We start from the raw sequence: 25,905 nt of genomic DNA, 5'->3' as shown, positions 1-25,905 counted from the left end.
GCCGGTGCCCCGGCTTCAGAGGTCCCCGATCCCGTCGAGGCGCCGCGACAGTTCGGCCCGCATCGGCCCGAGGTCGCCGCCGACGCGGAGCACCCGGTAGCCGTCTTCGACGGCAGCGCGCGCCTCCGCGGGGTCGTTCCGGATGCACCCGACGGGGACCCCGGCGTCGAGACACGCCTCGCTCGTCCGCTCGGCCGCGTCGCGGACGTCGGGGTGGCCCTTCTCCATCGGGCGGCCGAGCGACACCGAGAGGTCCGCGGGGCCGACGAAGGCGAACCCGAGGTCCGGGACCGAGAGGATCGACTCCAGGTTCCCCACCGCCCGTTCGTTCTCGATCATGACGCCGACGAGCGCCTCGCCGTCCTCGCGCTCGACGTGGTCGTCGATCTCGCCGCCCCAGCGGCTCGTCCGGCTCGCGCCGCCGACCCCCCGGTCGCCCACGCCCCCGTCGTAGGAGAACCGCGACGCCCTGACGGCCCGACGCACCTCCTCGGCCGTCTCGACCCGCGGGACCAGGATCGTCCGCACGCCCGCGTCGAGCACCTTCCGGACGAGCGCCGGGTCCGGGGTCGGAATCCGGACCAGGAGTTCGATTCCGGCGGCGTCGGCCGCCCGCGTGAGGTCCTCGAAGGCGGTGCTGTCGTACGGGCTGGGGCCGCCGTGCTCCAAGTCCAGCCAGGCGTAGTCGAGGCCGACGTCGCCGAACGTCTCGATCACCGTCGGGGAGAAGGTGGCGACGCCGGCCCCGAAGACCGGATCGCCGCGCTCCAGCGCTCGCCGGAGGCGGTTCGTGGCGTTCACCGGTCGACCCCCCGGTCCGACGCCGCGCGGCCGTGCGCGTCGCCCTCCAGCGCATCGCGGTTCACCGTCGATTCCGGCAGACCGCCCTCGTACACGGTCCGGACGTTGTCTGCGGCCCCCCGGCTCATCCGTTCGAGCGCCGCGTCGGTGACGCCGCCGACGTGCGGGGTGAGCAGCACGTCGTCGCGGCCGTAGAGCGGGTGGTCCGCCCCCGGGGGCTCGGCCTCGAACACGTCGAGTCCGGCACCGCCGAGGTCCCCGCGCTCGAGCGCCGCGACGAGCGCCGACTCGTCGACCACGGGGCCGCGGGAGGTGTTGACCAGGACGCCGTCGGGGCCCAGCGCGTCGAGTTCCTCGCGCGAGACGCTGTGGTGTGTCCCCTCGGTGAGCGGGACGTGGACGCTCACCGCGTCGGCCCGCCGGAACAGTTCGGACTGGTCGTCGAGCCGGTCGACCCCCTCCGGGACCTGCTCGTCCGGGATGTACGGGTCGTAGGTGTGGACGTCCAGCCCCAGTCCGAGCGCGAGGTCGGCCGTCTCGCGGGCGATGGCGCCACAGCCGAGGAGCCCCACCGTGTCGCCCGCGAGTTCGTGGCCGGCATACGCGGCCCGGTCCCAGCCGCCGTCCCGGACGTGCGCGTCCGCGGTCCGGATGTTCCGGTGGACCCCGAACAGGAGCGCGACCGCGTGCTCGGCCACGGAGCCCGCGTTCACGCCCGGGGTGTTGCAGACGACGACCCCGCGTTCGGACGCCGCCTCCACGTCGACGTTGTCGAGCCCGGCGCCGTGTTTGGCGATCACCTTCAGCCGGTCGGCCCGGCCGAGCACGTCCGCGTCGAGCTCCGCGACCCGGACGATGGCCGCGTCGTACCGGCCGACGTCGTCGAGCGCGTCCTCGACGCTTCCGTACTCGTCCATCCCCGTGCAGTCCGCGAACTCCGCGATCGACTCCGGGCCGACCGGGTCGATGCTCCGCGGGAGCAACACCCGCCACGTCTCGGTCATGTGCCGCCGTTTCGCACGGGAAGTGAAAAGGGCACGCTCGTCGGCAATCGGGAGCGGGCGGGACGGTCCGGACCGGGGTCGGACGGAACGGTCTGCCGCGGCCGACGTCGGCGCCGGTCACCGCTCGACCGGCGCAGGCGTCGAGCGGACTAACGATGGTCAGAAATCAGTTCGTTCGACGTAGTTGCAACTATTTCATTACTTCCGTCGCGTGGCGCCGATGCCGACCCTCGATCGATCCATCACCGCGTGATAGCGTCGAATCGGACACCGAAAGCCGATTCCGTCGACCTTCGTCGGGGAGATCGGAATTCGAATGCGATATAACACATACAGACGTTCTCTCTCGAGGCATCGACGCGTATCGCCGGTACCGTACCATCTGCCTCAGCGACAGTTTGATAAATTACCGTCATATATCCTTGATAGGTGTTTCAGGGCATCGATGACCGGGTCGCGAGGACGACGCCGAACGGTCGGCCGGAGAACGTCGGGTCGACCGCGTCGGTTCCGGTTCGGCGGGTCCGGCGGCGGGTCGAACCCGGCCCGCATCGCGCGAGGGAGGTGTTTTGCTCCTGGGACCCGAATCGGGTGACGATGCGCCACCGGATCGGGTTCGCCGGCGACGTGATGCTCGGGCGCCTCGTCGACGAGGCCCAGCGGCGCCGACCCGCGACGGCGGTGTGGGGCGACGTGCTGGACCGGCTCCGCGGGCTCGACGGCCTGTTCGTCAACCTCGAGTGCTGCCTCTCGACGCGCGGCCGACCGTGGCGGCGGACCCGCCGGGCGTTCCACTTCCGCGCCGACCCCGACTGGGCGGTGCCGGCGCTCGCGGGCGCCGGCGTCGACTGCTGCGCGCTGGCGAACAACCACGTCCTCGACTACGAGGAGGAGGCGCTCCGCGACACGCTCGATACCCTCGACGAGGGAGGTATCGCCCGCGCCGGCGCCGGCCGGACGCGCGAGGAGGCGTTCGAACCGGCGGCGGTGACCGTGAACGACCTCGACGTGGCGTTCGTCTCGTTCACCGACAACACGTCCGAGTACGCCGCCGCCGAGGGCTCGCCCGGGACGGCCTACGTCGAGATCGACGCCGACGACGAGGGGACGCGGACGGCCGTCCGCGGGGCGCTCGCGCGAGCGGCCGAGCGCGATCCCGACCTCCTCGTCGCCTCGCTCCACTGGGGCCCGAACATGGTCGAGGAGCCGCCCGAGTCGTTTCGCGCGTTCGCGCACTGGCTAATCGACGAGGGGGCCGACCTGATCCACGGCCACAGCGCGCACGTGTTCCAGGGGGTCGAGGCGTACCGGGGGCGCCCGATCCTCTACGACGCGGGCGACTTCGTCGACGACTACGCGGTCGACGGTCGGCTTCGAAACGACCGGAGCTTCCTGTTCGTGGCGTCGGTGACCGACTCCGGCGACCTACGCGAACTCCGGTTGCATCCCACGGAGATCTACGACTACTCGGTCCACGAGGCCGGACCCGACGCGGCCGGGTGGAGCAGGACGCGGATGCGGGAGCTCTCGGCCGCCTTCGGCACCTCGTTCGAGCGCGACGGCGACGCGCTCGTCCTCCCGCTCGGGGGATGAGGTTACTGCACGTTCCGCCCGACCTCGCGAAGCAGCCCGACCCCGCATCGGGGGTCACGGGCCCGGAGACGCGGGACGTGGCCGGATTCATCACGTTCCCGGTCGTACGGACGCGTATGGCCATCGAGGCGCGCACCGACGAACGCGTCGACGTGGTCGACGTCACGTCGAAGGTCGCCGGGGCGGTCCCCGCGGACGTCGAGCGCGGCGCCCGCACCGCCTTCGTCCGACACACGACCGCGGGGATCGTCGTCAACGAACGCGAGCGTCGGCTGCTCTCCGATATCGAGCGAACGCTCGAGCTGCTCGTCCCTCGCGGCGAGGGGTACGACCACGACGCGGTCGACGACAACGCGGACGCCCACCTGCACGCGATGCTTCTCGGTGGGAGCGTCTCGATCCCGGTCGTCGACGGCGAACTCGCCCTCGGGACGTGGCAGTCCGTCCTCCTCGTCGAGTGTGACGGGCCGCGAACCCGGTCGCTCGAGGTGACGACCACGCCCGCGTGAACCCCGACCGCGTCGGAACGTCCGACCGTCCCGGCGTCGCGTCCGCATCCCCGCGCCACCCCGGCCACATCCCCGTGTCCGCCGGCCGTGTTCCCGTTAGCGGGACCGCGATTCGGCGTCGACGGTCCGGCACGAGAACCAGCTGCCGGGGCCGGGTTCGCCGAAAAGCCGATGGGGCACCGCGCGGAACTACGACCATGGTGGAGTTACACTGGCCGGACCTCGGAGGCAAGCAGGTGCGCTATCTCGACGACACGTGGGAGCTCACGGGCGACGTCGACGTCCGGGAGAGCGGTGAACTCGTCGCGGTCGACGCGAAACAGGTCGACGACGTCCGGCACCGGTCCGCCACCCTCTACTTCCGCCTGCAGAACCCCCCGGCCTCCCTGAACCCGGGGAACACGGGCGTGCACTTCAACAGGCTCGAACGCGAGGACGACGTTCAGCATCTCGTCGTCAGGAACGACCGGCGGACGTACCGCTACGAACTGCGCCGGATGAAACACGACTGACGGGCGGCCACACCCTCGACATCGGGAGTGCGTCGACCGGGCCCGACTGGTCGACGCACCCCCGTTCGGGAGACGCCCCACCCCGGCCGGTCCGGTTGTCGGTATCGAGACCGTTCGAGCGAGTACGGGCAGCGATAGAACCGGATACGGCGCCCGTGCCCGTCACCGCACCCGCGTTAGCAGCGTGCTACTCCGTCGGTCCCCATTACGCGAATACTTCCGTAACGAACGCCGGGATGTACCCCTCACGGCCCACGGGTACAGTGACCTTACTCCGAGCCCGGGTTCACCGGAGGCGATCTCGGGACGTACCTTCAGGTAGCGCGCTCCCGAAGGGGAGGACGGTGTCGACCGAAGGGATGATCGAGATCGACGGGACGGCGGGGGGCGGACAGTTGCTGCGGACGGCGCTGAGCCTCTCGACGGTCACCGGCACGCCGTTCCGGATCGAGGACGTCCGCGCGACCCGCCCGGAACCCGGCCTCCGGGCACAGCATCTCGCGGCGGTCCGCCTCGTCGCCGACCTGTGTGAGGCGGCGGTCGAGGGCGCCGAACTCGGCTCCGACTCGCTGACCTTCCGTCCGGGGGACGGCCGGCGGACGTCGCTTCGGGCGGACGTCGGCACGGCGGGAAGCGTCACGCTCCTGTTCGACACCGTCCTGCCCGTCGCGGCCACCATGGACGACGCCTTCCTGGTGACCGCGACGGGCGGTACCGACGTGAAGTGGGCGCCGACGATCGAGTACTACCGGCGGGTGAAACTCCCGCTGCTCGCCGACGCCGGGGTCGACGCCGCCGTCGACCTCGCTCGGACCGGGTTCTACCCCGCCGGCGGGGGCGAGGCGACGTTGCGGACGACGCCGGCGTCGCCGGCGCCGATCGAACTCGAGGCGCGCGGCGCCCTGGAGCGGGTCGAGGTGTACTCGAAGGCCGCCGAGTCCCTCGAGGAGCGCCGCGTCGCGGACCGGCAGGCGGACCACGCCCGGGACCGACTCGAGGACGCCGGGGTTCCGACCGAGGTGGCGAGCGTCGAGTACGTCCCGGCACGCTCGCCGGGATCGTCGCTCCTGCTGCGGGGCGTCTACGAGCGGTCGCTCGCGGGGTTCGACGCGCTCGGCGAGCGGGGGCGCACGTCCGAGGCGGTCGCGGACGGCGCCGTCCGGGAGTTCACGGCGTTCCACGCGGGCGACGCGCCGGTCGACCCGTACATGGCCGACCAGGTGATGGTGTTCCTCGCGCTCGCCGGGGGACGCGTCCGGGTTCCCACCGTCACGGCACACGTCCGGGCGAACCTGGATCTCCTCGACGCGTTCGGCAGCGACCTGCGTCTCGTCCGGCGGGGGGACGGGACGGCCACCCTGACGGCGTCGGCGCATCCGGCGGTCCGGTGACGCGGGCAGGCGTGCCCCGACGACCCGCCGGGGACGCGGGATACGGTTCCTTGTGCCTGGCGGTCGAACGGGGACGCGATGCCCGACCCAGTTCTCCCCCTCGGCGACCCGGTGGCGTCGGAACCGTCGGTCAGCGGCGGCAAGGGGGCGACGCTCGCACGGTTGCTCGCGCTCGACCTGCCGGTCCCGGACGGCGTCGTCGTCACGACCGAGGCGTACCGCGACCTCGTCGACGACGCCGGTATCGAGACGCTGTTCGAGGACCTCGACGAGGCGATCGGGAGCGGCGAGGACGACGCCCAGTTCGAGGTCGCGGCGGAGCTTCGGGACGCGATCCGCTCGCGGCCGCTCCCGTCGGACGTGGTCGACGCGCTCGACCGGTCGCTCCCGGACGGTCCCTACGCCGTCCGGTCGTCGGCGACGAGCGAGGACCTCCCCGAGGCCTCGTTCGCCGGCCAGTACGATACCCACGTGGGCGTCGAGCGCGGGGAGGAGCTCCACGCCACGGTCCTGGGGTGCATGGCGAGTCTCTTTACCGACCGCGCGGTCGCGTATCGCGCGCGGAACGGCGTCCCGACGGCGACCGTTCGGATGGCGGTGGTCGTCCAGCGGCTGGTCGAGCCCGACGTCTCGGGCATCCTCTTTTCGGCCGACCCGATCTCCGGGAATCGGACCGTGTCGGTCGTCGACGCCGGCCCCGGCCGGGGCGAGGCGCAGGTGTCGGGGCGGACGACGGCCGACTCCATTCGGTACGACCGTCGGCGGGAGGAGGTCGTCGACTACCGGGTCGGAGAGGGGCGAACCGAGCGCGTCCTCGGCGAGGACGACGTGCGCGCGCTCGCCGCCGTCGGTGCGCGAATCGAGGACGCGCTCGGGGCACCACAGGACGTCGAGTGGGCGATGCGGGACGGGGAGCTGTACGTCCTCCAGGCGCGGCCGATCACGGCGCTGTTTCCGGTACCGGAGCCACGAGCGGCCGAGGGGCGAACGCAGGTCTACTACAGCGTCGGACACCGGCAGGGGATGCCCGACGCGATGCCGCCGCTCGTCCTCGACGGCTGGCGGGACCTGACCGAACGCGTCGGGCGGACGTTCGGCCTCTCCCGGCGGGTCGCGGCGACCGCCGGCGGCCGACTCTACGTCGACCTGACGGCCTACCTGCGCGACCCGCGGCTTCGGGAGCGCGTCCTCGCCAACTTCCACCTGGTCGACGACCCCGCCGGCGACGCGCTCGGGACGCTGCTCGCGAAGCGGGAAGAGGACTTCCCCCTCCGGGATCCCACCCCGCTTGGGTACCTTCGGGCGTTGCGGCCGACGGTCCGCGTCCTGCGTGCCGCCTGGCCGATCCTCCGCTCGCTCCCACGTGCGTTGCTGGTCGAGGACCCGGCGGGGACCTCGGACCGGGTCCGAGCGGCCTACGAGACGGCCAGCGAGGGCGCCGTCGCACGCATCCGCTCGCGGGACACGACGGCCGAACGCCTGGCGGCCGCGAACGACGAACTCGTCGGGTCCCTGGGCTGGCTCCTCGAACCGTTCTATCCGCCGTTCCTCGCCGGGATGCTGGCCGGCCGTCTCCTCCGGCGACTGTTCCCGGACCGCCGGGAGGAGGTCGACGCCCTGGCGCTCGGAATCCGGAACGACGTGGTGTACCGGATGACGATGGAACTGGGCGACCTGGCCGACGTGGCCCGCGGTTCGCCCGCCGTCGCGGCCGCCGTTCGGGACGGGGCGTCGCTCGCCGACCTCGAGTCGGTCGACGGCTCCGGCCCGTTCCTCGAGGAGTTCGACGGGTTCCTCGACGAGTACGGGTTCCGTGCCGTGGGGGAGATCGACTGGAGCAGGCCCCGGTATCGGGAGGACCCCCGGCCGCTGTTGAACGTCGTCGGGGGCTACCTCGAGACGGGCGGCACGGGCGAGCACCGTCGGACCGCGGAGCGGCTGAAGACCCGCGCCCGCGAGGCGGAGCGAACCCTCGTCCGGGAGGCCGGGCCTCTGACGCGGCCCCTCGTGAAGCGGCTGGCGGCCGTCCACCGGAACGCCATCGGCATCAGGGAGCACCCGAAATTCTGGTTCGCGCGGCTCCTGGCGGAGCTCCGCGAACGGACGCTCGCCGCCGGCGAGGAACTTGCTTCGAGCGGGGCGCTCCCCGACGCGGAGGCCGTCTGGTTGCTCACGGCCGACGAGCTGCGGGCTGGGATCGAGGACCCGCGGACGCTCGTGGGGGTCGACATCGCGCGGCGGCGGCGCGACTTCGAGCGGTTCGAGCGGCTCGACGCCCCGAGAGTCGTCACGAGCGACGGCGAGGTACCCCGCCCCGGTCCCGCCGGGGCGGAGTCCGAGGCGACGCTGTCCGGGACCGGCGCCGCCCCCGGCGTGGTCGAGGGCGTCGTCCGCGTCGTCACCGACCCGGGGGCGGAGCGGCTCGACCGCGGCGAGGTCCTCGTCGCCCCGTACACCGACCCGGGGTGGACGCCGCTGTTCCTGAACGCGGCGGCCGTCGTCACGGAGGTCGGGGGGCGGCTCACGCACGGGTCGCTGGTCGCCCGCGAGTACGGCATCCCCGCCGTTGTCGCCGTCGCGGACGCGACGACGCGGCTCCACACCGGGGATCGCGTCCGGGTGGACGGCGGCCGCGGCGTCGTTGAGGTGCTCGAGGAGGCGTCGGCCGGGGCGGAACTCGCGGGGGCGGCCCGCCGGAAGAAATCACCCCGCGACGGGTAGGTGCCCCGCTATTTTTCTTCCTTGCGGTCGAACTCCACGTCGAGGGTTCAGACATGAGTGCACGCAGCAACCCGTTCGAGGAGCTCGAGCGATTCTTCGAGCGCATGAACCGGCAGTTCGAGGAGACGAGCAGGATGTGGGGGGAGGAAGGCCCCCTCGGCCGGTGGTCCTCGGAGGCCGAATCGATGGCGATGGACCTCGCCGAGCACGACGACGAGTTCGTCGTGACCGTCGACCTGCCCGGCTTCGAGGGCGACGACGTCGACATCGAGGTCACGGACCACACGCTCCGGATCGAGGCCGAACACGAGGAGCGCGTCGACGAGGAGGAGGAACGGTACCTCAGACACGAGCGGCGCCACGAGACCGCCCGGCGGTCGATCCGGCTCCCCGACGAGGTCGACACGGAGGGCGTGACCGCCCGGATGAAGAACGGGGTGTTGACCGTCACCCTCCCGAAACGCGAGGCCGAGGAGGCCCACAGCGTCGACGTCGAGGTCGAGTGAACGGGGTGGGGTGACGGCCCCAGCCGCCCGTTTTTCCGGCTCCCTCGGGTGCCGTCCCGGGTGTATCGTCCCCGAGCGCACCGTCACGGGTGAGGAGGACGACGGCCACCAGCGGGCAGCGTACGCTTCCGCCCGACGTGTCGCGCGCCGGAACGCGTGAGGCAGTGGGCGAGAGCGACTGGGCCGTCTCACAGGAACTCGATAGCTGTCTGCGGCGACCTCGGGGTGGCTCCGACGGGCGTCGAACGAGCACCTATCGTCCCGGAGCGCCTGGTGGACGGTATGAGCGACCCGTCGACGGTCGAGAAGGGAGGCGGTAGCTTCGAGGGGATCAGACTCCTGCTCTGTGAGAACCCCCTGCCGCCGATCGAGGAGGCGATCGAGGCAGCGACACGCGAGGTACCGCGGAGCAACTACTACACCGAACCGCACTCCGAGCCGCTCCGGAGCCTGCTCGCGGAGACGCTCGGCGTTCCCGAACGGAACCTACACGTCAACGCGGGGTCCGAACGTTCCCGTCGGAGACGTACTTCTTCCTCGCCGACGTGAGCCCGTACGACGCGAGCGACGTGGCGTCCGCGCTCGAGGACCGTGGTATCTTCATCAGACCGCTCGAGGACCCACGGCTCGGTCCCGGCTACGTGCGCGTCACGACCGCACGGCCCGAAGCGAACCGGCGGTTCCTGGACGTCCTCGAGGACGTCCACAGAGCCGGTCGAGCGTGAGGGGACGGCGGCGGTCATTCCGTCGTTCCGGGCAACAGCCGAATGGCGAGCATGAACCCGATGCCGACGAGGAACGCGAGGAAGTAGAGGCTCGAGCGACGGACGTCCGTCTCGTGTTTGATCTCGGGGGTCGGATCGGAACTGGCGATGTCGATGAAGTTGCCCGCGGCGAACGGGAGGAGGACCGTCGGCAGGCCGGTGACGACGTCGTCGAGGACGTAGCCAGCTACCCCGCCGAGGACGACGGACGCCCGCGTGGGGTAGTTGAGGACGAGCGCGCGGCGCCGCTCGAACCCGCCGTAGACGAGGACGCCGAAGTCCCCGAGTTCCTGCGGACCTCGTGTAACGCGATCGCCAGCGTCGTGGCCAGGCCGAGCTGAACGTTCAGGAGAAACGCGCCGGCGATGACGAGCCCGTCGACGAAGTCGTGCAGCGAGTCCGAAATCAGGACGAGACACGAGACGGGTTCGTGCTCGTGGGTCGCGGAGTGGTGGTGCCAGTGGAGGAACTGTTCGAGCACGTAGAAGAGACGGAATCCGCCGAGCAGCCACAGGAACGGCGGCAGCGTGTCGTCCACCCCCGCCTCGGCGATCGCGCGGGGGATGAGATGGAAGAACGCACCCCCGACGAGGCTGCCGGCGGCGAGCGCGACGAGTGCCAGCAGCATCGCATCCAGGAGCTCCTCCCGCAGGAACAGCGTGAGGGCGCCGATCCACGCGATGAGGCTGACACCGACCGTCGCCGCGACGATCCAGCCGAGCGGTCCCATCCGTCTCACACCACGAGCAATCGTGACACGAACTATCTACGCGGGCACCTCCTCCGAGAGGAAGGTGCGGTGTCCGGCGAGGTAGTCGTACGTCCCGCCGAGGACGAGTCCGTAGACCAGGTACGCGAGCAGCGTGACGGCGAAGAACAGGGCGTCCTCCGCGAACGTCGGCTCCCCTCTCTCGAACCCGTAGAGGACGGCGGCGACGAAGCCGACCCACAGGATGAGACCGAACACCGCGCCGTGGGTCGAACCCGACTCGCCGGGGAGCCCCCAGGTGAAGCCACCGAAGAGGAGCGGCCACCCGAGCGCGAACAGGGCGAAGAACCAGAGGTACGTCAGAAGCGTTTCCGTGCCGCTGCCGAGTGCACAGTACGGCTCCCCGCCGACGGCACACAGGCTCGTGAAGGTCGCGAACACGAAGAGGTCCGCACCGACGAGAACCTGATCCGCGGCCAGCAGGAGGACGAGCAGTACGACGGCCGCGACGATCCCGCCACCGAGGCTACTCCGGACCGGGTCCATAGTCCACGTTCGGCGGTATCGGTCAAAAGGGTACACCGGTACTCCGTCCAGAGAGCGTCCTGTAGTTTCATCCCCCTCGGCGACCTATCTCGACGAGCAATGCCCCACTGGCACCACCACTGTACCTGTCCGTACCATCACCGCGGTCGCCCGTGTCCGTGGTGTGACCAACCGGAGTACCTGCAGCGGACGTCGGACGAGGGGGGAGGAACTCCGGCCAGGGGAGCGAGAGTCCATCTCACGGCAACTCGACGGCCTGCACGAGGCGATCGAACGGCTCGACGAACGGATGGACGCGCTCGATCGGGAGTGAGCATCGGCGTCACGGGGCGGGCCGAATCACCGGTCGGACCCTCCAGTCCCACCCCGTCGATCCCACGGTTCACCCCTTGATCGTCGCCATCGGGCGCAGCCGGGCGACCCTCGTTCCGATCCCGAGCGCGTCGCTCACGCGGATGACCTCGTCGACGTCCTTGTACGCGCCCGGGGCCTCCTCCGTCAGCGTACCGCCCGAGCGTGCCCTCACGTAGATCCCCTCCCCCCGGAGGGTCCGCCGGAGTTCGCCGGCGGAGTACTCCGACTTCGCCCGCGTCCGTGACATCACCCGACCGGCGCCGTGAGCCGTGGAGCCGAACGTCAGGTCGAGCGAGCGCGGGCCCCCGGCGAGGACGTACGAGTTCGTCCCCATGCTCCCGGGGATGAGGACGGGCTGGCCCACCTCCCGGTACGCCGCCGGGACCTCCGGCCGGCCGGCCGGGAACGCCCGCGTCGCCCCCTTTCGGTGGACGAGCACCTCCGTCTGCCCGCCGTCGACGGCGTGTCGCTCCCGCTTGGCGATGTTGTGGCACACGTCGTAGAGCAACTCGACGGCGGGGTCCCCGAACCGGTCGCCGAGGACGGCCCGGACGGCGTGGGTCATCGCCTGGCGGTTCGCCCACGCGAAGTTGGCCGCCGCGTTCATCGCCGCCCAGTAGTCGTCGGCCAGTCGCTCGCCCAGCGGCGCGTAGATGAGCTGTCTGTCGGGGAGCGAGTCGGCGATTCCGGGGTAGCCCCGTTCGAACTTGCGGACGTACTCGGTACACGTCTGGTGGCCGAGGCCGCGCGAGCCCGAGTGGATCATGACGACGACCTGGTCCTCCCGCAGGCCGTAGGCCGCCGCCGTCTTGGCGTCGTGGAGCTCCGCCACCCGCTGCACCTCGAGGAAGTGGTTGCCCGACCCCAGCGAGCCGACCTGGTTCACGCCGCGCGTGAGCGCCTCCGCGGGGACCTTGCCCGCGTCGCCGGGCAGTCGGCCGTTCTCCTCGCAGTGCGCGAGGTCCGCCTCGGTCGCGTACCCGTTCTCGTGCATCCAGCCGAGTCCCCGTTCGAGGATCTCCCGCACGTCCCCCAGGTCGGTGTCGAGGTATCCCCCCTTCCCGAGCCCGGTCGGGATCGCCTCGTAGAGCAGATCGGCGAGGTCGGCCTCGCTCCCGTCGACGTCGTCGGCGGTCAGGTCGGTCCGGAGCACCCGGACGCCGCAGTTGACGTCGAAGCCGATCCCGCCCGGGCTGATCACCCCGTCCTCGAGGTCGACCGCGGCGACGCCGCCGATGGGGAACCCGTAGCCCTGGTGGCCGTCGGGCAGGACGAGCGCGAACTTCCGGATTCCCGGCAGCGTGGCGACGTTCCGGATCTGCGAGAGCGTCAGATCGCCCTCGGCCCGCATCTCCTCGATCAACGAGGCCGATCCGTATACCCGCGCCGGGACGCGCATGTCGTCCCGTCTCGGGATTTCGTAGACGTTCTCCGCGACTTCCGCGAGTTGGGTCCCTTCTGTCATGGTCGAACTGTCATTCCGTGTTCTCGCCGGTCGTCCCCCGTGCCCGGTCGGCCCCCGACGGTCCCGGCACGAGGGTCGTCGTTCCGTCCGCCGCCGCGAGCACCGACCGTCGTGAATCGGTTCCGTCCGGCGACCGGCGATCGGCTGGCGATGCGCCTACCCGCTGGTACGCCGGCGAGTACCGTAAAGGGCGACCCCGGCGCGGGCGGCCGTCGGTCGCCCCGACGTCGCCTACGGTTCGCTTGCCGACGGTTCGGCGTCCCACTCGGCGACGACGTCCGTCAACTGCTCCGCGAGCTTGCGGGCTTGCTCCTCCAGGAGGTCGACGACGACCCGTCGGTACTCGGCGGGCTTCGACCCCGGCTGTACGCGGTGGTAGCCGTCGATCTCGACGACGTTCCGTCCGTTCACGTCCCGAACTCCGAGGTCGATCTCGTCGTATTGCAGGGGGGTTCCTCCTCGGGCGTCGCGGCCGTCGATTCCGGGGTCACACGTCCAGGACCGCCTCGATCGTCCAGTCGCCACCCCTCCCGTCGTCGTCCCGCTCGATCCGCATCCCGCTGTAGGTCGGCGCCTTGAGGTCCAGCAGGGGCTCCTCCGACGGGATTGGGGTCGCGTGGACGGTCGCCGACAGGCGGTAGCCGCTCCCGCTCTCCTCGATCACGAGGGGGTCCGCGTGGGTCACGGCGACGTCCTCGACGTCCTGGAACAGGATCAACCGGTCCAGGAAATCGAAGAGGAGCGCCTCGCGGTTCCGCGCCTCCAGGTCGACCTCCCGCGCCACCGACGGCCGGCCCGTCGGGTTCGCGCCGACGAGGTCGGAGACGGCCCTGACGACCTCGGCGAACGCCTCGTCGAGCGTCCCGCCGGTCGTCCGGAATCCGACGTCGGCGGGGTGTTCCATGAGTTCGTAGCTCATCGATCCGTCGTGGGGGCCCGGACGGTGCGGGCCGGTCGGTCCACCACGCGTGATTCGGCCCACCGCGTAATCGTCGTTTCGGTGGGACCGAGGTCGGAGCGCGACCCGGTCCGTCGGCGATCGTCGGCCTGCGGCCCGGTCCCGCCGGCTACCGCCGACGCGTCGACCCGGTCAGCCACCAGCCGAACACCTTCGACCACTCCTCCTCGGGGGGATGTTTCTTGGTGCGGCCGTACTCCTTGCCCTTGAGGAGCGACCGCTCGAGGACGTTGCGGGCGAGGTGTAACGCGTGGCTCGCGCCGTACCCCTCCCCCGTCCCGACGAAGTGGCCCCGATCGGTGAACAGGCGGATGCGCGCCATGATGAGCGGCGTCCCGCGGAGCGTCTCGTCGTGCTCGTGGAGGTAGACGTTCGCCTCGAGGACGCTCAGGTCGCCGTACTTGCGGGTGACGTCCTCGATCAGTTCGGAGACCCCCTCCCGGTTGATGTCGTCCAGGAGGTCGACGTTCGTGATCTGGACGGGGAGGCGCGCGTCGTCGGTCCACGTGAGCGACCGGAGGACGTCGGTCACGGTGACGATGCCGTCCGGGTCGTCCCCGACGGTGACGACCAGCGACGAGATTCCCGCGTCCAGCATCGTCCCGACGGCCGCGTCGAGTCGCTCGTCGGGGGTCGTCGTCTCGACCGGCGTCGTCATCACGTCCTCCGCGGGGAGCTCCAGCATCCGGTCGAGGTCGCCGGCTCGCTCGCCGAACCCGCCGTGTGATCGGCCGCCGCCGGTCTGCACTTCGCGGGCGGGCGAGCCGCCCTGTCCCCGCTGCATCTCCCGGGTCGTGAACTCGAGGACGTCGTAGATGCTGACGATCCCCACGGCCTCGCTCCCCTCGACGACGGGGAGGTGCGTGATGCGCCGTTCCCGGAGCGTGTGCAGCACCTCGCCCAGCGTCGTCTCCGGGGAGATCGAGACGAGTTCGCCCGAGTAGACGTCCTCGACCGAGAGCACCCGGAGGTACGGCTGGACCTCCGCGAGCAACGCCTCGGCGGTGATCACGCCGCGCAGGTCGTCGCCGTCGAACACGGGTAACACCGTCGCGTTGCTCCCCACCATCAGCCGCGCGACCCGCCGCACGTCGTCGTCGACGTCGACCTTCCCGACGTGCCAGACCAGTCCGCGCACCTTCGCGTCCGGGTCCAGATGCGCGGAGTTCAACCGGGCGGGCGTGACGACCCCCTCGTACTCGCCGTCCTCGGTGACGACCACGGCCTTGGCCCCCGTCTCGCGGAGGGTGCCCTCCAGTTCCGACGCGCGCGCGTCACCGTCGAGCGTCTCGAACTCCGTCGAGACGATGTCTCTGATGTTCATTTGCCGCTCACAGTCCCGTCGATACGGTCACCAGCGGGTTCAATCTTCGCCCACCCCCGACCCGGACGCGGCGACGGCGCAGGTACGTCGGGTTCACCGCCGGCCCCGAACTGCTCCCGGGAGGAAGGGGTCACTCCCCCGTCGGATAGCGGATCCGGACGACGCGGCGGAACGGGACCTGGATCGTGCGCTCGGGTTCCGCGACGACGGCCACGGGTTCGTCGGTCCCGCCCAGCACGTCGCCCGCGAGGTACCCCTCGGCCGTCACCGCCTCGTCGTCGGCGTCGAGATACGTGAGGACGCCGTAGTCGAAGTCGTCGTCGGCTTTCGCCTCGTGATACTGGAGCATGGCGACGTCACCTTGGCGCCGGGACGACGTAAAATCGGTCGCTGGCCGGGCGCGGGGTGTCAGTCGACCGCCGAACTACCGGTCCTCTCGGTATCGAGCCGACAGGTCCGCCCGAACCGCCTCGGTCGTCGACCGGAGGCCGTCGCTGATCTCGACCGGGTACGCCTCGGGGTCCCGGAGCCTGCGGGTCCCACGCGGAAGCGCCGTCACCTGGCCACGCGTCCGGTCCCGGATCTCCGCGAGCGGCGGGGGCGAGTACACGAGCGACCCGTCCTCGAACACGTCGACGAGCAGTTCGTCCCCCTCCACGTCCTCCCCGCGGAGCGCCAGCACGTCGCGCCGGAACCGGCCGTCCCGCTCGACCCGACGGACGCTCTTTCGGCCGGGGTAGGTCACCTTGCCGGGCGAGAGCTTCGTGCTCGGCCGGGATTCGCCGTCCCGCTCGACCGCCGCGAGCTTGTACACCGCATCGAGCGACGGCGCGTCCTCGCTCGTGACGAGCGCGGTCCCGGGCCCGAAGCCGGTGGCGACGCCCCCGTCCGCGAGGAACGCTTCGATACCGTACTCGTCCATCCCGGAGCTGACGAAGATCCCCGCGTCCTCGACCACTTTCGCCACCTCCCTGGAGAGTTCGACGAGGTCACCGGAGTCCAGCCGGACGCCGGCGACGTCGACGCCCATCTCCTCGGAGACCGCCATCGCCGTTCGCGCGCCGCCGACGGTGTCGTAGGTGTCCACGAGCAGGACCGAGTCCTCGCCGTACACCTCGACGAACGCCTCGAACGCCTCGCGTTCGGTCGGGAAGCTCTGCACCCAGGAGTGGGCCATCGTCCCGAACACGGGGAGGTCGAAGGCCCGGCCGGCGGCGACGTTCGAGGTGCCCGTGAACCCGCCGACGTACGCCGCGCGCGCCGCCTTCAACCCGGCGTCGATCCCGTGGGCCCGGCGGGAGCCGAAGTCCACGAGCGACTGGTCGTCGCCGGACGCCGCGACCGCCTCGCGCATCCGTGCGGCCTTCGTGGCGATCAGGCTCCCGAACCCGACCTGGTTTATCAGGGCGGTCTCGAACAGCTGCGCCTCGGAGATCGGCGCGGTCACCTCCACGAGCGGCTCGTTCGGGAACGCGACGGTCCCCTCGGGCAGCGCGCGGACGTCCCCCGTGAACTCGAACCGGTCGAGGGAGGCCAGGAACGCCCCGGGGAAGCCGAGGTCCGCGAGGTACGAGAGCGCCCCGTCGTCGAACGACAGCGTCTCGAGGTAGGCGATGGCCTGTTCGAGCCCCGCGGCGACGACGTACCCCCGGTCCGGCGGGAGCGACCTGAAGAAGAGGTCGAACGTCACGGTGGGGTCGTGGCCGGACTCGAGGTACCCCTGCATCATCCGCAACTCGTACAGGTCGGTGAAGAGCGCCAGCTCCTCGGCCGATACGCTCCCGAACGTCGGCTGCGTCATTGTCGGGTCGCCTCTAGCCGAACTCTCGGCTCGCTCGTCTATAGTTCCCGGGGCGGGGCGCTCGTGACGGGAACGGGGTTGGCTCCTCGTGGCCCCATCCGTGCGGCTGACCCGTGATGGCGAGCCTCGGCGCGCCGCTCGCGGTGTCGCCGCCGATCCTCCTGGTTACCGTCTCCGTGGCCGCCTCGTTCGCGTTCATGCGCCCGGTCGCGACGCCGCCGAACGGCGTAGTGTTCGGCAGCAGGTGCCTCTCCATCCCGCGGCCGGCCCGGGTCGGCTTCTGGGTGAACCTGCTCGGCATCGCGTTCCTGACGCTGATGACGCGCGCGTGGGTCCCGGTCGTCCGGAGTCTGTGACGCCGGGACGCTCGACGGCAGCCGTCGTATCGGCTGGGGCGGCCCACGAGCAGGCCGTCTTTTCTCTATGACAGGTATATCGCCATCCGTACAAGGATAGAGACGTAGCCCGCCATAATCTCGTTTTTGTCGTTTTCCGAATCGAAAAATGGAGTATAATTCGAATCATCCACGTTAATCGAGTTTTTATCGGTCACTTCACGCACAATCATATCCATCAGGAATGGTTTTCTAGCAGATCGTTACGAATTCATATAATATTACTGTCTATCCTTCGATGGCCCGCTCCTCGACGTCGGGCGTGAACGCTTCCCCGTACAGCGAGCGGCGTCGTCCGTAGCAGCCGAAGCGCCCCGTCCGCCAGCTTCAAATTCGTCCACCCGACAGTACCCCACAGTGACGTTCACCGGCGACTACGAGGACCCGATCACCTTCGTCGCGTCGGCGGACACGATACGCGTCAGGGACGAACTCGAGACGCAGCAGCTCGACCTGACCGTCCCCGACCACGAGGGGGTCGAACGGGCCTCGACCCGCCGATTCCCCTTCCCCGTCGACGACGCCGTCGGGGTGACGACCCGCGAACTGGCCGTCGGCGCCCACTCCTCCCTGCACGTGCGCGACGAGCGCGGCGAGCACCTGGGCGAACTGACGTCGACCCCGCGCGAGTTCTCCCGGGGGACCTACTACCTCGACGTGCAGGGGAGCGTCAAGGCGTACGTCCGGATCGTCGACGCCTCGTTCACGGCCTCGTACCGCTCCGCGAACCTCGACTACGCGCCCCTCGACGTGGCGTTCGACGCGCCGGCGCGGATCGAGGTCGGCGCGCGCTCGATCCACGGCAGGCCGGGGGCGACCGTCACCGTCCCCGACGACCCGGACGCCCTGCTGGAGGCGCTCCCGGCGCTCGCGTCCTCGATCAAGGAGTTCTCCCCGGAGCGCTCGTGGCCGACGCTCCGGGGACACCCGCCGGCCATCGAGCGCGGCGAACGCCTCCACGTCCCCGACGGGCTCTCGACGCCGACCACCGGCGTCACCGTCGAGGTGCCCGCGACCTACGCCGACCTCTACCGCGTCGCACCCCTCGTCTTCTACCTCGGCGCCGACGTGGTGGCGGGGCGGCGGCGACGGCTCCACCTCGGGAACGGCTACGTCGAACCGCTCGTGCGCATCCGACGGTCCCTCGAGGATCGCGTGGCGGAACTGCTCGGCCGGTGTCTCCTGTTCGACTCGCTGGTCCGCATCGGCGGCTACTACTCGCTCCCGCGCCACGAGTACGACGAACTCGCGCCGCGGCTGCCGTTCTACCCGCCGAACCTCGCGGACGCCTCGACCTCCGAACGGCTCATCGAGTACTTCGAGGTCGACGCCGACCTGCTCGAACCGTTCCTCCCCGGGTGGCCGTACGTCCCCACCCTCCGGCCCGACCCGGCGGACGCCGAACTGCTGCCGTCGCTGCTCGACTCGCTCACCCCGATCCGCGTCGCCGACGGCGCGGACCCGGAGCCGTCGACCGGGGCGTCGCCGTCGTCGCCCGACGAACGGTCCCACGTGCCGGCGCCGGTCCGGGCGACGACCGCCGAGCGGGCGCCCGAGGGGGCCGTCAGGCTCCTCCCGGAGGCGTTCCGCAACGCCCGCCGGCGGACCATCGTCGAACCGCCGGACGTGAGGGCCGCGTTCCTCGCCGCCACCGCCGACCGCGCCGAGCGCCTCCGCGAGTACGTCGCGGACGCCCGCCAGTCCCGACTCCGCGCGGCCGACGTCGACGTCGTCGCCGCCGCCGACGCCCGAGCGGTCGAACGGGCGCTCGAGACCCGCCCGGACCTCCTCTACTACGAACCGGCCCCGGGACTCGGTCCCGACGACCTGCTCGACGCGGTCCGCTCGACCGGCGAGAGCCCGGCCGTGGCGGCCGTCGGGGCGCCGCTCGACCCCGCTGCCGAGGCGGCGCTGGTCGAGCACGGGACCGTCGCCGGGATGACGGCGGACCGGCCGCTCGCGGTCCGCGAACTCGGCCGGTTCGCGTCCTCGCTCGTCGTCGGCGTGAGCGTCGAGCGGAGCGCGGCGCTGGCGGAGCTCGAGCCCCCCTTCCGGTTCTTCGGGAAGCCGGCTCACGCGCTCGTCCGCAGGCAGCACGGCGTGGTCACGCTGGAGGCGAACGTCCGCTCGCTGTCGCCGGACGAGCACGAGGTCGTCCGCTACGCCCCGGTGGTCGAGACGGTCCCGGTGGGCAGCGTGACCCGCGTGCGCAACGAGAACCCGGAGGACACCTACCACCTCGTCGGCAACGCGGTCGCGCAGGCGGACGTGCACTCGACCGAGGACGTGCTGGCGCTCCTCGCCGACGACGACTACGTCGTTCGCCTCAACGGCGAGCAGTACCACGGCGAGCGCGAGGCGAGCGCCGACCTCGTCCGCGAGTCGGCGCGGCGCACGCTGGGGAGAACGCGGGACTGATCGCGGGACGCCGGCGGGGAAGATCCTCGGGACCGGCCGCTCGCGTCACGGACGCCGGCAAGGCTCACCAGTCACGCCCACGCTAATGTCACTTGACTCGTACGTGCCTGCATGGGTGACGACGAGACCGACCGTTCGATCGCGACAGACTCGCTTCACGCCGGCCAGGAGCCCGACCCCGCGACCGGGGCGCGGGCGCCGCCGCTGTACCAGACCACGTCGTACGTCTTCGAGGACGCCGACGACGCGGCCGCCCAGTTCGCCCTCGAGGAGCCGGGGTACATCTACTCCCGGCTGATGAACCCGACGCTGGAGACGCTCCAGGAACGGCTCGCCACGCTCGAGGGCGGCGTCGGGGCCGCCGTCACCGCCTCGGGGATGGCGTCGCTCGACCTCACCACCTTCCTGCTCGCGGAGGCGGGCGACAACGTCGTCACCGCCTCGTCGCTGTACGGCGGCACGTACACGTACTTCACCCACACCGTCGAGCGACGCGGCATCACCACCCGGTTCGTCGACACGCTGGACTACGACGCCTACGAGGCGGCGATCGACGACGACACCGCCTACGTCCACCTCGAAACGATCGGAAATCCCGCGCTCGACACCCCGGACATCGGGCGGGTCGCCGAGATCGCCCACGACCACGGGGTCCCACTGTTCGTGGACAACACGTTCGCGACGCCCCACCTCTGCCGGCCGATCGAGCACGGCGCGGACCTCGTCTGGAACTCGACGACGAAGTGGCTCCACGGCTCGGGGACGACCGTCGGCGGGGTCGTCGTCGACGGCGGCACGTTCCCGTGGGCCGACCACGCCGAGAAGTACCCCGAACTCGCGGAGGACAACCCGGCGTACCACGGCGTCAACTTCGCGGAGACGTTCGGCGAGGCGGCGTTCACCTACGCCGCCATCGCCCGCGGCCTGCGCGACCTGGGCAACCAGCAGGCGCCGTTCGACGCCTGGCAGACCATCCAGGGGCTGGAGACGCTCCCGCTCCGGATGGACCGCCACTGCGAGAACGCGATGATCGTCGCCGAGTACCTCGAGGACCACGCGGACGTCTCGTGGGTGAACTACCCGGGGCTCGAGTCGCACCCGACCCACGAGGCCGCCAGCGAGTACCTCGAGGGCGGCTACGGCGGCATGATCACCTTCGGGCTGGAGGGCGGCTACGAGGCCGCCCGAGCGACCGTCGAGTCGACCGAGCTGGCGAGCCTGCTCGCCAACGTGGGCGACGCGAAGACGCTGATCATCCACCCGGCGAGCACCACCCACCAGCAGCTCTCGGCCGAGGAGAAGGAGGCCTCGGGCGTCACCGACGACCTCGTCCGCATCTCGGTCGGCATCGAGGACCCCGCCGACGTCCTCGCCGACCTGGACGCCGCCATCGACGCCGCGACGTAGGCGTCACCGGGCCGGTCGCCACGGAACCCGGTCGCACGCCGACCCGACCGCCTGCCGACCCGGTCTCCCACCGGGTCGGCGGGTGACCGACGGCCAAAACGATTTATCACCCGGTGCTGTACACTCCCGCATGGCTGGCAAACCGGAGTCAGGCGAACTGTTCGGCGTCCCCTACAACTTCGAGCGGCCGAGCGTCAAGCGGCTCCTCGACTCGTACTGGCAGCCCGGGGAGGGCATGCTCGTGGAGAAGCCGTTCGGCATCGGCTACACGCTGAACCTCGCGAACTGGCGCTCGTGGGCCGTCCTCGTCGTCGCCGGGGCGCTCCTCTTCCAGGAGCGGAGCGGCGGCGACGCGGAGGGGATGGAGGCCGACGAGGGACCGGTCGAGGTCATCGTCGACGACGACTAGCCGGGGTCGCGCCCGGCGACCCGCATCGTGGCAGCGCATCCAGTTCCTTCGCGAGGTAGCGACGCCGGTCGTCGTCCGTTCGTCACCGCCCCCAGTCGTCCGACCGGGCGCGCTCGCGCCACTGGCGCTGCTGTTCCCGCTCCGTGATGTGCCTGCGCCCGTCCGCGAGGTCCTCCCTGAGCGTCGACTCGAACGCCTCCGCCTCGTCGACGAACCCCTCCCGGAACGCCTCGACGAGTTCGTACGTCCAGCGGTCCTCGATCGCGCCCGCCGGAAGCAGGTGGTCCCTGAGTTCGTCGGCGAACTCGTCGTGGCCGGCCTCGCGCAGCAGGACCTCGGCCTCGGCGAACTTGTCGATGGCGTGCCCGGTCCGGTGGTGACAGCCGAGCAGGTCGCCGTACGCGCGGTACACGTGTTCGATGCCGAGCTGTGCGGCGTGGAGCGCGTCGCGTTCGGTCTCGGTGAGCTCGGGCTCGGCTGACGACTCGTCGGAGGCCATGCGTCGAAGTAGGGGGCCCGGCGGCCTGTACTTTTGGCCGCGGCCGCGAGGCCGGGTCGGCGCGTCGGATCACGCGCCCGAACGGTTACGCCCCCGGCGTGCATGGCCGGCGCATGGACCGGACGTTCCTCGCGGCGGCGGCGCTGACGGCGCTCTCGCTCGTCGGCTACGTCGTCGGCGTCGTGGCGCCGTACCCCGGGCGCGAGGCGAGCATCGTCGGACTGCTGGCGGGCCTGGCGCTCGTGGCGGTGTCCTACGGGCGGGGTGAGCGGGCGTGATCCGCTCGCTGTCGTACACCCCCGAGGGCGCGGACGCCTTCGAGCGGCCGGAGGCGGCCATCGACGCGCCGGGGACGACGTGTGTATGGGTCGCCTCCGACGACCCCGGGGAGCTGGGAGCGGCCGCCGAGCGCTTCGGCGTCCACCCGCTGCACGTCGAGGACGTGCACAACGACGTGCGCCCCAAGACCGAGGTGCTGGAGGAGTACACGTTCCTGCTGGTCAGGGCCGCGCGCTTCCGGATCGGCGAGACGACGTTCCTCGAGGAGATCCGAACCCGGCAGGTCGGGATCTTCTTCGGGGACGACTGGCTCCTCGTGTTGACGACCGAGGCCGTTCCGCCCGTCGAGGAGGTGTGGAACCGGGTCGCCGGCGACGAGCGCCGGGCGCTGGCCGCCGGCCCCGACTTCCTCGGCTACCTCGTGGTCGACAGGGTCGTCGACGGCTACTTCGCCCTGCTCGACGAGGTCGAGGACGACATCGAGACCGTCGAGGAGCGCGTGCTCGCGGAACCGGACCCCGACACGCTCCCGGTCATCAACGACCTGCGGCGGGAACTGCTCTCCATCCGGCGGGTGGTGTGGCCCTCCCGCGACGCGGTGAACGCGCTCTACCGCGGCGACGCCGACCACGTGACCCCGGGGACCGAGAAGTACTACCGCGACGTGTACGACCACCTCGTACAGCTGGTCGAGTTGACCGAGACGTACCGCGACCTGACGGCGGGCGCGCGGGACATCTACCTCAACACGCTCTCGCAGTCGACCAACGAGGTGATGCGCAGGCTCACGGTCGTCGCCACCGTGGTGCTCCCGCTCACGTTCGTCGCCGGCGTGTTCGGGATGAACTTCGAGACGATGCCGGAGCTGTCGTGGCCGTACGCCTACTACGCGACGATGCTCGGGATGGCGGCCGTCGCGCTGGTCCTCACGGCGTACTTCCGGCGCGAGGGGTGGCTGTAGGGACGAGACGGGTCGAAGGGGGACCCGTTTCCCCTACTCCGCCCGGATGCGCGCGAGCACGTCGCCCCGCCGGAACTCCCCGTTCTCCGGGACGACGCGCTCGACCAGTTCGCCCGCCGCCGGCGCCGGCACGTCGACGCTCACCTTCTCGATCTGGATCTCACACAGGGTGTCGCCCGACTCGACCGCAGCGCCCTCCGGGAGGAACCAGTTCGCCACGACGGCCTCCTCGACGTCCTCGGCGTCGTCGGGCCAGACGGCCGCCGAGTCCACCTCGACGAGCGCGCCGCTCATCGTCGCCCGGCCCGTCGAGCCGCTCGTCCCGCACTCTCCCGAGCGCCCCGGCGCCCGCTCATTCGACCACCGAGCGCACGGCCGCGGCGACGGCCTCGCTGTCGGGGTTGACCTCCTCCTCCAGCGGGCGGGCGTACGGGACGGGCACGTCGGGCATCGCGACCCGCTCGACCGCGTCGAGGGCGTCGAGGTTCGACTCGGCGGCCAGCGCGATCAGTTCGCCCGTGACGCCGAACGACCGGTAGTCCTCGTCGACGACGACGAGCCTGCCGGTCTTCCCGACCGACTCCAGGACCGTCTCCTCGTCCAGCGGGACGAGCGTCCGGAGGTCGATCACCTCGGCGTCGATCCCCTCCTCGGCGAGGTCCTCGGCCGCCGCGAGCGCCCGGTGGACGTGGAGGCCGAGCGTGACGACCGTCGCGTCCCCGCCCTCGCGCTTCACGTCCGCCTCGCCGAAGGGGACGGTGTACTCCTCCTCGGGCACGGCGGTCTTGGGGCCGGGCGGCGCGGGCATCCAGCCGAGGCCCATCAGCCGCTTGTGGAACATGTAGACGACGGGGTCGTCGTCGCGGACGGCGGTGTGCATCAGCCCCTTGGCGTCGTAGGCGGTGCTCGGGACGACCACCTTCATGCCGGGCAGGTGCGCGAAGGTTCCGTACAGCGTCTGGGAGTGCTGGGCTGCGTCGTTGTACGTGCCGCCGACGGCGGTCGTGAGCACCATCGGGACCGAGACGGCGCCGCCGCTCATGTACGTGTTCTTCGCCATCCCGTTGTAGATCTGGTCCATCGCGACGCCGAAGAAGTCCGCGAACATCAGCTCGACGATGGGGCGCATCCCGGCCTGCGCGGCGCCGACGCCGGCGCCGATGAACCCGGTCTCGCTGATGGGGACGTCCATGATCCGGTCGTGGCCGAACTCCTCGAGCAGGCCCTCCGTGCTGTCGAAGATGCCGCCGTAGTCCGCGACGTCCTCGCCCATCACGAACACCTCCTCGTCCGCGCGCATCTCCGCGGCGACGGCCTCGACCATCGCCCTGCTCATCGTGAGTTCGCGGCCCGTCGCCGTCGATCCCGGTTCGGGCTGGCTCTCCGCTCCCGGTTCGGTCTCCGGTTCGGCCTCGGCTCCCGCTTCCGCGTCGGCCTCCGCGTCCGCCTCGGGTTCGGTCGCCATCAGTCGTCACCCCCCGCGGCCCCGGCGGACGGGTCCGTGGCCGCCGCGCCCCCTACCGGATTCGTGAACACGTCCTCGTACGCCTGACCCGGGTCGGGTTCCGGTTGCTCCTTCGCCCACTCGATGGCCTCCTCGACGCGCGACTCGGCCCGCTCGCGGATCGCCGCGAGTTCGTCGTCGTCGACGCCGTAGTCGGCCAGGTCGGCTTCGATGCGCTCGACGGAGTCGCGGGCCTCCGCCCGCTCCCTGTCGGCGTCGGGGCGGTAGCCCTCCGCGTCGCCCATGAAGTGACCCATCCGGCGGTGGACCTGCACCTCCAGCAGGGTCGGGCCGTTCCCGTCGCGGGCGCGGCCGACCGCCTCCCCGGCGGCCTCGTGGACGGCGACCGCGTCGTCGTGGTCCACCCGGACGCCCGGCAGGTCGAAGCCGCCGGCGCGGTCCGCGCCGTTCTCGACGTCCGTGACCCGCTCCTTGGGCATGCTGATCGCCCAGTCGTTGTCCTCGATCACGAACACGACCGGGAGATCGTGGACGGACGCGAGGTTGAGCGACTCGAAGAACCCGCCCTGGTCGATGGCGCCCTCGCCGAGGAACGCGACGGCGACGGCGTCCGTGTTCCGCTTTTTCGCCGCCATCGCCGCGCCGACCGCCGGGGGGCACCCCTCGGCGATGATGCCGCTGCAGGCGAAGTTCACGTCCGGGTCGAACAAGTGCATGTGTCCGCCCTTCCCCCGGCACAGGCCCGTCTCGCGGCCGAATATCTCGGCGGTCATCCGCTTCAGGTCGACGCCCTTCGCGACGGCGACGTGGTGCGGCCGGTGCGGCGCGGTGACCGTGTCGTCGTCGCGCAGGTGTGCACACACGCCCGCGCCCGACGCCTCGTGGCCGGCCGCGAGGTGGAGTTCGCCCGGGATGGGGCCCGCCGAGATGTCGAACGACGGCTGCTTTCCCTCCAGGTACTCCTCCTGGAGGCGCTCCTCGTAGCGCCGCGCCGTCACCATGTCGTCGTACATCGACGTGAGGGTACACTCGCTTATCATGGGGTACGGTGACAGTTACCGCACCATCGGTCATGAAAGTTTGCAATGAATTCGCCGAAACGCCGCCGCGCGGG

The 25,905-nt window shown here is 71.1% G+C and carries 29 protein-coding genes and 1 pseudogene; 15 read left to right on the top strand and 15 right to left on the bottom strand.

The window, feature by feature from the left end:
- Positions 1-15: 15 nt before the first annotated feature.
- Both HUG12_RS05120 and HUG12_RS05115 read right to left on the bottom strand, forming a co-directional pair.
- Positions 16-801: an HpcH/HpaI aldolase family protein gene (locus HUG12_RS05120; protein WP_179267729.1), complete on the bottom strand. Its 786-nt coding sequence runs from the start codon at positions 799-801 to the stop codon at positions 16-18.
- A complete protein-coding gene (locus HUG12_RS05115) occupies positions 798-1,805 on the bottom strand; it encodes a hydroxyacid dehydrogenase (protein WP_179267728.1) in 1,008 nt (335 codons plus the stop codon). The genes HUG12_RS05120 and HUG12_RS05115 overlap by 4 nt, the downstream gene beginning before the upstream one ends.
- A 597-nt stretch (positions 1,806-2,402) precedes the next feature.
- Here HUG12_RS05115 and HUG12_RS05110 point away from each other — a divergent pair.
- From HUG12_RS05110 to HUG12_RS21430, 8 genes are all read left to right on the top strand, one after another.
- Positions 2,403-3,398, top strand: a complete 996-nt coding sequence (locus HUG12_RS05110; protein WP_179267727.1) for a CapA family protein — start codon at positions 2,403-2,405, stop codon at positions 3,396-3,398.
- A 116-nt stretch (positions 3,399-3,514) separates the two neighbouring features.
- Positions 3,515-3,907: a secondary thiamine-phosphate synthase enzyme YjbQ gene (locus tag HUG12_RS05105; RefSeq protein ID WP_179267726.1), complete on the top strand. Its 393-nt coding sequence runs from the start codon at positions 3,515-3,517 to the stop codon at positions 3,905-3,907.
- Between the two features lie 197 nt (positions 3,908-4,104).
- The gene (locus HUG12_RS05100) at positions 4,105-4,419 is read left to right on the top strand and encodes a hypothetical protein (protein ID WP_179267725.1); all 315 of its coding nucleotides are present in this window, start codon (positions 4,105-4,107) and stop codon (positions 4,417-4,419) included.
- 344 nt (positions 4,420-4,763) lie between these two features.
- Entirely contained in the window at positions 4,764-5,810 is a 1,047-nt protein-coding gene (gene rtcA / locus HUG12_RS05095) for an RNA 3'-terminal phosphate cyclase (RefSeq protein WP_246308143.1), read from the top strand.
- Positions 5,811-5,888: 78 nt separating this feature from the next.
- Positions 5,889-8,531, top strand: a complete 2,643-nt coding sequence (locus HUG12_RS05090; protein ID WP_179267724.1) for a PEP/pyruvate-binding domain-containing protein — start codon at positions 5,889-5,891, stop codon at positions 8,529-8,531.
- Positions 8,532-8,584: 53 nt separating this feature from the next.
- Complete coding sequence (locus tag HUG12_RS05085; RefSeq protein ID WP_179267723.1) at positions 8,585-9,037, top strand: Hsp20/alpha crystallin family protein; 453 nt, start codon at positions 8,585-8,587, stop codon at positions 9,035-9,037.
- Positions 9,038-9,319: 282 nt separating this feature from the next.
- Positions 9,320-9,586: a hypothetical protein gene (locus HUG12_RS21435; protein WP_218836404.1), complete on the top strand. Its 267-nt coding sequence runs from the start codon at positions 9,320-9,322 to the stop codon at positions 9,584-9,586.
- Entirely contained in the window at positions 9,583-9,762 is a 180-nt protein-coding gene (locus HUG12_RS21430; RefSeq protein WP_218836403.1) for a hypothetical protein, read from the top strand. The genes HUG12_RS21435 and HUG12_RS21430 overlap by 4 nt, the downstream gene beginning before the upstream one ends.
- A gap of 14 nt (positions 9,763-9,776) precedes the next feature.
- On the opposite strand, the gene HUG12_RS22020 is transcribed toward HUG12_RS21430, so the two are convergent.
- The 3 genes and pseudogenes from HUG12_RS22020 to HUG12_RS05070 form a co-directional block, all read right to left on the bottom strand.
- Positions 9,777-10,220, bottom strand: coding sequence for a ZIP family metal transporter (locus tag HUG12_RS22020; protein WP_218836402.1), 444 nt, complete (start codon positions 10,218-10,220; stop codon positions 9,777-9,779).
- A 71-nt stretch (positions 10,221-10,291) separates the two neighbouring features.
- Positions 10,292-10,531, bottom strand: a pseudogene (locus HUG12_RS22015) (ZIP family metal transporter); the annotation flags it as partial.
- A gap of 36 nt (positions 10,532-10,567) precedes the next feature.
- Complete coding sequence (locus tag HUG12_RS05070) at positions 10,568-11,056, bottom strand: DUF6789 family protein (protein ID WP_179267722.1); 489 nt, start codon at positions 11,054-11,056, stop codon at positions 10,568-10,570.
- A 163-nt stretch (positions 11,057-11,219) separates the two neighbouring features.
- Between HUG12_RS05070 and HUG12_RS05065 the strand changes: the two genes are divergently transcribed.
- Complete coding sequence (locus HUG12_RS05065; protein ID WP_179267721.1) at positions 11,220-11,369, top strand: hypothetical protein; 150 nt, start codon at positions 11,220-11,222, stop codon at positions 11,367-11,369.
- 69 nt (positions 11,370-11,438) lie between these two features.
- Here HUG12_RS05065 and HUG12_RS05060 read toward each other — a convergent pair whose 3' ends face one another.
- From HUG12_RS05060 to HUG12_RS05035, 6 genes are all read right to left on the bottom strand, one after another.
- Positions 11,439-12,875 (bottom strand): RtcB family protein, encoded by a 1,437-nt coding sequence (locus tag HUG12_RS05060; protein WP_179267720.1) that lies wholly within the window; start codon positions 12,873-12,875, stop codon positions 11,439-11,441.
- A gap of 231 nt (positions 12,876-13,106) precedes the next feature.
- A complete protein-coding gene (locus HUG12_RS05055) occupies positions 13,107-13,286 on the bottom strand; it encodes a hypothetical protein (protein ID WP_218836401.1) in 180 nt (59 codons plus the stop codon).
- Positions 13,287-13,362: 76 nt separating this feature from the next.
- A complete protein-coding gene (locus HUG12_RS05050) occupies positions 13,363-13,794 on the bottom strand; it encodes an archease (protein ID WP_179267719.1) in 432 nt (143 codons plus the stop codon).
- 148 nt (positions 13,795-13,942) lie between these two features.
- Entirely contained in the window at positions 13,943-15,157 is a 1,215-nt protein-coding gene (locus HUG12_RS05045) for a CBS domain-containing protein (RefSeq protein ID WP_179267718.1), read from the bottom strand.
- 130 nt (positions 15,158-15,287) lie between these two features.
- A complete protein-coding gene (locus HUG12_RS05040) occupies positions 15,288-15,506 on the bottom strand; it encodes a hypothetical protein (RefSeq protein ID WP_179267717.1) in 219 nt (72 codons plus the stop codon).
- Between the two features lie 75 nt (positions 15,507-15,581).
- Positions 15,582-16,958, bottom strand: coding sequence for a nicotinate phosphoribosyltransferase (locus HUG12_RS05035; protein WP_179267716.1), 1,377 nt, complete (start codon positions 16,956-16,958; stop codon positions 15,582-15,584).
- Between the two features lie 116 nt (positions 16,959-17,074).
- On the opposite strand from HUG12_RS05035, the gene HUG12_RS05030 reads away from it, so the two are divergent.
- The 4 genes from HUG12_RS05030 to HUG12_RS05015 all read left to right on the top strand — a co-directional run bounded on the left by HUG12_RS05030 (position 17,075) and on the right by HUG12_RS05015 (position 21,587).
- The gene (locus tag HUG12_RS05030) at positions 17,075-17,314 is read left to right on the top strand and encodes an anion permease (RefSeq protein ID WP_179267715.1); all 240 of its coding nucleotides are present in this window, start codon (positions 17,075-17,077) and stop codon (positions 17,312-17,314) included.
- Between the two features lie 396 nt (positions 17,315-17,710).
- Complete coding sequence (locus HUG12_RS05025) at positions 17,711-19,771, top strand: hypothetical protein (RefSeq protein WP_179267714.1); 2,061 nt, start codon at positions 17,711-17,713, stop codon at positions 19,769-19,771.
- Between the two features lie 111 nt (positions 19,772-19,882).
- Complete coding sequence (locus HUG12_RS05020; RefSeq protein WP_179267713.1) at positions 19,883-21,178, top strand: O-acetylhomoserine aminocarboxypropyltransferase/cysteine synthase family protein; 1,296 nt, start codon at positions 19,883-19,885, stop codon at positions 21,176-21,178.
- A gap of 130 nt (positions 21,179-21,308) precedes the next feature.
- Positions 21,309-21,587, top strand: coding sequence for a DUF5808 domain-containing protein (locus HUG12_RS05015; protein ID WP_179267712.1), 279 nt, complete (start codon positions 21,309-21,311; stop codon positions 21,585-21,587).
- Positions 21,588-21,669: 82 nt separating this feature from the next.
- Here the strand turns inward: HUG12_RS05015 and HUG12_RS05010 are convergent, their stop codons facing one another.
- The gene (locus HUG12_RS05010) at positions 21,670-22,086 is read right to left on the bottom strand and encodes a hypothetical protein (protein WP_179267711.1); all 417 of its coding nucleotides are present in this window, start codon (positions 22,084-22,086) and stop codon (positions 21,670-21,672) included.
- A 113-nt stretch (positions 22,087-22,199) separates the two neighbouring features.
- On the opposite strand from HUG12_RS05010, the gene HUG12_RS05005 reads away from it, so the two are divergent.
- Complete coding sequence (locus HUG12_RS05005) at positions 22,200-22,364, top strand: hypothetical protein (protein WP_179267710.1); 165 nt, start codon at positions 22,200-22,202, stop codon at positions 22,362-22,364.
- Positions 22,361-23,326 carry a magnesium/cobalt transporter CorA gene (gene corA, locus HUG12_RS05000; RefSeq protein WP_179267709.1) on the top strand — a complete coding sequence of 322 codons (966 nt, stop codon included), beginning with the start codon at positions 22,361-22,363 and terminating at the stop codon, positions 23,324-23,326. Before HUG12_RS05005 ends, corA begins: the two co-directional genes overlap by 4 nt.
- 33 nt (positions 23,327-23,359) lie before the next feature.
- Here corA and HUG12_RS04995 read toward each other — a convergent pair whose 3' ends face one another.
- The 3 genes from HUG12_RS04995 to HUG12_RS04985 all read right to left on the bottom strand — a co-directional run bounded on the left by HUG12_RS04995 (position 23,360) and on the right by HUG12_RS04985 (position 25,804).
- Positions 23,360-23,620: a lipoyl domain-containing protein gene (locus HUG12_RS04995; protein WP_179267708.1), complete on the bottom strand. Its 261-nt coding sequence runs from the start codon at positions 23,618-23,620 to the stop codon at positions 23,360-23,362.
- A gap of 58 nt (positions 23,621-23,678) precedes the next feature.
- Positions 23,679-24,662, bottom strand: a complete 984-nt coding sequence (locus HUG12_RS04990; RefSeq protein ID WP_321169774.1) for an alpha-ketoacid dehydrogenase subunit beta — start codon at positions 24,660-24,662, stop codon at positions 23,679-23,681.
- A 128-nt stretch (positions 24,663-24,790) separates the two neighbouring features.
- Positions 24,791-25,804, bottom strand: a complete 1,014-nt coding sequence (locus tag HUG12_RS04985) for a thiamine pyrophosphate-dependent dehydrogenase E1 component subunit alpha (protein ID WP_179270573.1) — start codon at positions 25,802-25,804, stop codon at positions 24,791-24,793.
- Positions 25,805-25,905 lie beyond the last annotated feature (101 nt).

The sequence above is a fragment of the Halorarum salinum genome (genome assembly GCF_013402875.1).
GTDB classification, from domain to species: Archaea; Halobacteriota; Halobacteria; order Halobacteriales; family Haloferacaceae; genus Halorarum; species Halorarum salinum.
Note: the sequence above shows the minus strand (reverse complement) of the source record. Positions and strands in the feature narration are given on the sequence as shown.

What these genes read in the sequence shown, in the direction of transcription:
- HUG12_RS04995 (WP_179267708.1), bottom strand. Translation starts at nt 23,620, where the DNA reads ATGAGCGGCGCGCTCGTCGAGGTGGACTCGGCGGCCGTCTGGCCCGAC.
- HUG12_RS05050 (WP_179267719.1), bottom strand. Translation starts at nt 13,794, where the DNA reads ATGAGCTACGAACTCATGGAACACCCCGCCGACGTCGGATTCCGGACG.
- HUG12_RS21435 (WP_218836404.1), top strand. Translation starts at nt 9,320, where the DNA reads ATGAGCGACCCGTCGACGGTCGAGAAGGGAGGCGGTAGCTTCGAGGGG.
- HUG12_RS05115 (WP_179267728.1), bottom strand. Translation starts at nt 1,805, where the DNA reads ATGACCGAGACGTGGCGGGTGTTGCTCCCGCGGAGCATCGACCCGGTC.
- HUG12_RS05085 (WP_179267723.1), top strand. Translation starts at nt 8,585, where the DNA reads ATGAGTGCACGCAGCAACCCGTTCGAGGAGCTCGAGCGATTCTTCGAG.
- HUG12_RS05015 (WP_179267712.1), top strand. Translation starts at nt 21,309, where the DNA reads ATGGCTGGCAAACCGGAGTCAGGCGAACTGTTCGGCGTCCCCTACAAC.
- HUG12_RS05045 (WP_179267718.1), bottom strand. Translation starts at nt 15,157, where the DNA reads ATGAACATCAGAGACATCGTCTCGACGGAGTTCGAGACGCTCGACGGT.
- HUG12_RS05005 (WP_179267710.1), top strand. Translation starts at nt 22,200, where the DNA reads ATGGACCGGACGTTCCTCGCGGCGGCGGCGCTGACGGCGCTCTCGCTC.
- HUG12_RS05070 (WP_179267722.1), bottom strand. Translation starts at nt 11,056, where the DNA reads ATGGACCCGGTCCGGAGTAGCCTCGGTGGCGGGATCGTCGCGGCCGTC.
- HUG12_RS05105 (WP_179267726.1), top strand. Translation starts at nt 3,515, where the DNA reads ATGGCCATCGAGGCGCGCACCGACGAACGCGTCGACGTGGTCGACGTC.
- HUG12_RS04985 (WP_179270573.1), bottom strand. Translation starts at nt 25,804, where the DNA reads ATGTACGACGACATGGTGACGGCGCGGCGCTACGAGGAGCGCCTCCAG.
- HUG12_RS05020 (WP_179267713.1), top strand. Translation starts at nt 19,883, where the DNA reads ATGGGTGACGACGAGACCGACCGTTCGATCGCGACAGACTCGCTTCAC.
- HUG12_RS05010 (WP_179267711.1), bottom strand. Translation starts at nt 22,086, where the DNA reads ATGGCCTCCGACGAGTCGTCAGCCGAGCCCGAGCTCACCGAGACCGAA.
- HUG12_RS05110 (WP_179267727.1), top strand. Translation starts at nt 2,403, where the DNA reads ATGCGCCACCGGATCGGGTTCGCCGGCGACGTGATGCTCGGGCGCCTC.
- HUG12_RS05100 (WP_179267725.1), top strand. Translation starts at nt 4,105, where the DNA reads ATGGTGGAGTTACACTGGCCGGACCTCGGAGGCAAGCAGGTGCGCTAT.
- HUG12_RS05060 (WP_179267720.1), bottom strand. Translation starts at nt 12,875, where the DNA reads ATGACAGAAGGGACCCAACTCGCGGAAGTCGCGGAGAACGTCTACGAA.
- HUG12_RS05040 (WP_179267717.1), bottom strand. Translation starts at nt 15,506, where the DNA reads ATGCTCCAGTATCACGAGGCGAAAGCCGACGACGACTTCGACTACGGC.
- HUG12_RS04990 (WP_321169774.1), bottom strand. Translation starts at nt 24,662, where the DNA reads ATGAGCAGGGCGATGGTCGAGGCCGTCGCCGCGGAGATGCGCGCGGAC.
- HUG12_RS05090 (WP_179267724.1), top strand. Translation starts at nt 5,889, where the DNA reads ATGCCCGACCCAGTTCTCCCCCTCGGCGACCCGGTGGCGTCGGAACCG.
- HUG12_RS05030 (WP_179267715.1), top strand. Translation starts at nt 17,075, where the DNA reads ATGGCGAGCCTCGGCGCGCCGCTCGCGGTGTCGCCGCCGATCCTCCTG.
- HUG12_RS05035 (WP_179267716.1), bottom strand. Translation starts at nt 16,958, where the DNA reads ATGACGCAGCCGACGTTCGGGAGCGTATCGGCCGAGGAGCTGGCGCTC.